This window comes from Okeania sp., from assembly GCF_983059655.1.
On sequence record NZ_CEZPJD010000677.1, the window covers coordinates 1 to 4,380 of the forward strand.

Consider the following 4,380-nt stretch of genomic DNA (forward strand, 5'->3'; position numbering starts at 1 on the left):
CATTATAAATTAGGTAATTTATTACAGGAAAAAGAGGAGTTAGAAGAGGCGGTTACTGCTTATAATATATCGATAGAATTAAAGTCTGATTTTTGTTGGTCTTATAATAATTTGGGGAATGTATTAGTTAAATTAGAGAAGTGGGAAGAAGCTGTTAGAGCTTATCGTCGGGCTATTGAATTGAATCCTGATTTTCCTTGGGGTTATTATAAATTGGGAGATGTTTTAGTTAAGTTGGAAGATTGGGAAGGAGGTATCAACTATTATCTTAAAGCAATTAATTTACAGCCAGAATTAGTCGGAATTCATACAAAATTAGCAGATGCGCTACATTATCAAAAAAGAATTAAATTAGAACAGTTAGTTAATTTATATCGTGAAAAAATAGAAAAAGAACCAGATAATATTCAAAATTACTACAAGATACTTGACATTATTCCAGATGACTATCGGGTTAACTTACAACTAGCAAAAGTTTGGGAAAGAAAAGGTAATTTTTCCCAGGCAATTGTTTTTTGTAAAAATGCGATCGCCAGTAACTCCAAAGAAGTTGAAGGTCATATATTTTTGGCTAATATTTTTGTTAAGCAGCAAAATTTTGAAGGAGCAATTATTAGTTACCGTCGTGCAATTGAAATTTCCCCTAATAAGTGGGAATATCATCAACATTTAAGCGAAATTCTTAAAAAGATAGGGAGACAGGATGAGGCAATTACTGCCTATCAAAAAGCGATGCAAATTAAATTTTATCCCCTTGGTATTAAACAAAATTTAGCTAAATTAGTTCTAGAAAAAACTCAGCAAAAGAATCAAAAAGAGCAAGAAATAGAACTTAATTATGCTCAAGATTATCGTGATTTAGGAGACCGGCTATTAAAAGAAGGTAAACTAGAAGAATCTGCTAATAATTATCGCCAAGCACTAGAACTTCAACATAATTTTTGGCAAGTTCATCATCGCTTAGGAGATGTACTACAAAAACAAGGAAAATTGGATGATGCTGTTGCTTGTTATTGCCAAGCAATTAATATTAATCCTGACTTTTTTTGGTCACCTTATAATTTAGGAAATACTCTGATACGACAAGGAAATCTAGAACAAGCGACTGCTTCTTATTTCTACGCTGCTGAAATTCAACCATATAATATAGATACTTATAAAAAATTGGCTAAATTGCTGCAAAAACAGGGTCGTGTAGATGAAGCCAAAAAATATAAATTATTAGTAAAAAAAATTATAAATAATCCAGTTGAAACTTATTGTGATTTGGGAGATAAGCTAGCTTTAGAAGAAAAAATAGAAGGAGCTATTTCCTGTTATAAAAGAGCATTAGAACTCAAGCAAGATTTATGGAAAGTTTACGGAAAACTCGGAAACCTATTAAAAAAAAAGGGAGATTTAGAAGAAGAAATTAAGCTCTACAACTGTGTCCTCAAGCTCAATCAAAAGTTACCTGGAATTGAAGCCAACCTCCAAGAAGCTTTAAAAGAACAAGAAAAAACAAAAAGAGTTAAAAAAGTAGAAGATATTCCCAATGATTTTGTAATTCCTCCCATTGTGGGAGAAGGCAATGACTATTCTTTTATAGAAGAAAAAGTTAAGGAATTTATAAACAGTGGAAAACCTTATACCCTGCCAGTATCAATTATTATTCCCACCTATAACCGCAAAGAAATTTTGGCTAAAACTTTAGCTGCCATTACTCATCAAACCTATCCCAAACATTTGATAGAAATAATTGTAGCAAATGATGGTAGTACCGATGGTGTAGAAGAAGTAATTTTAAAATATGAGAAATATTTAGAATTAGTTCATGTCCGACAGCAAGACCAAGGGTATCGTTTATGTGCAGTTCGTAACCTGGGAATACGCACCTCTAAACACGAACATTTAATACTTTTAGATTGTGACTTGATTCCAGAGCCACAATTTGTTGAAGAATTGATGAAATATCTTCATGTAACTGACAAAGCTGTTTTAATGGCTCATCGGAGATTTGTAAATACAGATAGAATTACAGATGACGAAATTTTTGAGAATATTAATATTGCTTTAGGATTAGAAGATATTGTAACTGAAAACGTCATGTTTAAGAGCGATGTTAAAAATCAAGCTACCATAGACTGGCGCTTTAGAATATATGAAAAAACTGATAACTTAAAGAAAGAAAAGTATCCTTTTCGAGCATTTGCTTCAGGTCACGTTGCTTATTCAAAAAATATTATTCACAAAGTAGGTTGGTATGATGAAGACTTCCAAGAATGGGGTTGCGAAGATATTGAATTTGGGTATCGAGTTTACAATGCTGGTTATTATTTCATTCCAGTATTAACAGCAATTGATTTACATCAAGAGCCACCAGGTGGTAGTAATGAAACTGACCGCATAACTGGAAAACAAATTACTCAAAAATTATTAGAACAAAAATGTTCTGCTGGTTGGTATCGCAAATATCGACCAGGTGAAATTTATGAAGTCCCTAAAGTTTCGATTTACATTCCTGCTTATAATGTTGAGCAGTTTATTAAACAGACTGTAGATAGCGTCCTCAATCAAACCTACACAGATTTGGAAGTTTGTATTTGTGATGATGGATCTAAAGATCAAACCCTGAAAATTTTGGAGGAAAACTACTTGGAAAATCCTCGCGTTAGGTGGGTTTCTCAGCCTAATGGTGGAATAGGGAAAGCTTCTAATACTGCAGTTAAGATGTGTCGGGGTATGTACATTGGTCAACTTGATTCTGACGATATGCTCAAACCAGATGCAGTGGAGACTATGGTTAAATATTTAGACAAGTATGATGTGGGTTGTGTTTATAGCTGTTGTGAAAGAATTGATAAGTATGGAAATTATGTTAAACCAGAATACAACTGGCCTGAATTTTCGCGGGAGAAACTGATGATTAACATGATCGTTCATCATTTCCGAATGTTTAGAAAAAGAGACTGGATGAGGACAGAAGGATTTGCTGAAGATTTGTTTAATGCGGTCGACTATGATATGTACATGAAGTTAAGCGAAGTTTGCTCTTTTCATCATATTAATAGGGTGACATATTCTCGACGAGTACATGGAAAAAATACTTCTTTGCTTTATGAAAAGGAACAAGATAACAACACTATTACTGTAATTAATCGTTCTTTAGAGCGTTTAGGCTTAAGGGATTTGTGGATGGTTAAGCAAACCGATCCTAATAACCCCAGGAAGCTTGAGGTTTGTAGGCAAAAGATTGTTACCCAAAACTTATGAAAAAAGTGCTAGTTACAGGTGGAGAAGGATTTATTGGTTCTCATCTTGTTCGGTTTCTGTTGAACAATGGAGTAGATGCCAAGGTTTACGATAACCTTTCTTCTGGTAGCTGGAAAAATTTGGCATCCATCCAGTCAGAAATTGAGGTAATTGAATCAGATGTCAGGAATTTTGATGCCTTAGTTGTAGCTATGAAGGGAGTAGATTCCGTATTTCATCTAGCGGCCTTAGTTTCTGTGCCAGATTCAGTAAATAATCCCCACCTTACTTATGAGATTAATGCTGAGGGAACCCTAAATGTATTGTCCGCTGCTCTTAAGTCTGATGTTTCTAGGGTAGTTATATCTTCTAGTTGTGCTGTTTATGGCGATCGCAATCAACCCCCACTAAAAGAAACTGATTTGCCAATGCCAAAGTCTCCCTATGCTGCCAGCAAGTTAACTGCTGAAGCTTGGGCCGAAAGTTTTTATCAATCCTATGGACTAGAAACAGTTTGTTTGAGATATTTTAATGTATACGGTCCAGGGCAAAAATCTGATTCTGACTATGCTGCGGTTATTCCCAAGTTTTTAGATTGTTATCATCGCCAGCAAAGACCCAAAGTTTATGGAGATGGACTTCAGACGAGGGATTTTATCTATGTAGAAGATGTAGCTAAGGCTAATTTTTTGGCTTCTACTGCTTCTTCTGAGATAATAGCTAACCATAGAGCTTTTAATGTTGGTACTGGCAAAGGTTTGAGTTTATTAAAATTGTTGGAGGCGATCGCCATTCAAATAGGTTATGAAATCCAGCCAGAGTTTTATCCACCTAGAGTAGGAGATATTAAACATTCATGGTCTGATGCTAGTTTAGTTAAAAATGAATTGGGCTTTGAGCCTAAAATTAATATCGATCTGGGAATCAAAAAACTCTTGTCTAAAAATTAACTGTTAACATTGATTTATCCTGTAATTAGGGATAGAAGGGTTTCAGCCCTACTACAAACAACAAATTTTTGGTCGCGTAAGCGGAACGGAGTTCTATCGCTGATTATCCGAACATTATATTAGAATCAAATATCAGTTGAGACTACTTCAAAATCAGTGTTCCAGGTAGGAATTGCACCACGGTCGCTCCTGGTTGTAC

The 4,380-nt window shown here is 34.7% G+C and carries 2 protein-coding genes; both read left to right on the plus strand.

The window, feature by feature from the left end:
* Nucleotides 1-3,252 (plus strand): glycosyltransferase (locus AC3DU7_RS26475; protein ID WP_488042256.1); only part of this gene is annotated, 3,252 nt, incomplete at its 5' end.
* The gene (locus AC3DU7_RS26480) at nucleotides 3,249-4,181 is read left to right on the plus strand and encodes an NAD-dependent epimerase/dehydratase family protein (protein WP_488042257.1); all 933 of its coding nucleotides are present in this window, start codon (nucleotides 3,249-3,251) and stop codon (nucleotides 4,179-4,181) included. The genes AC3DU7_RS26475 and AC3DU7_RS26480, both read left to right, overlap by 4 nt.
* The last annotated feature ends 199 nt before the right edge of the window (nucleotides 4,182-4,380 follow it).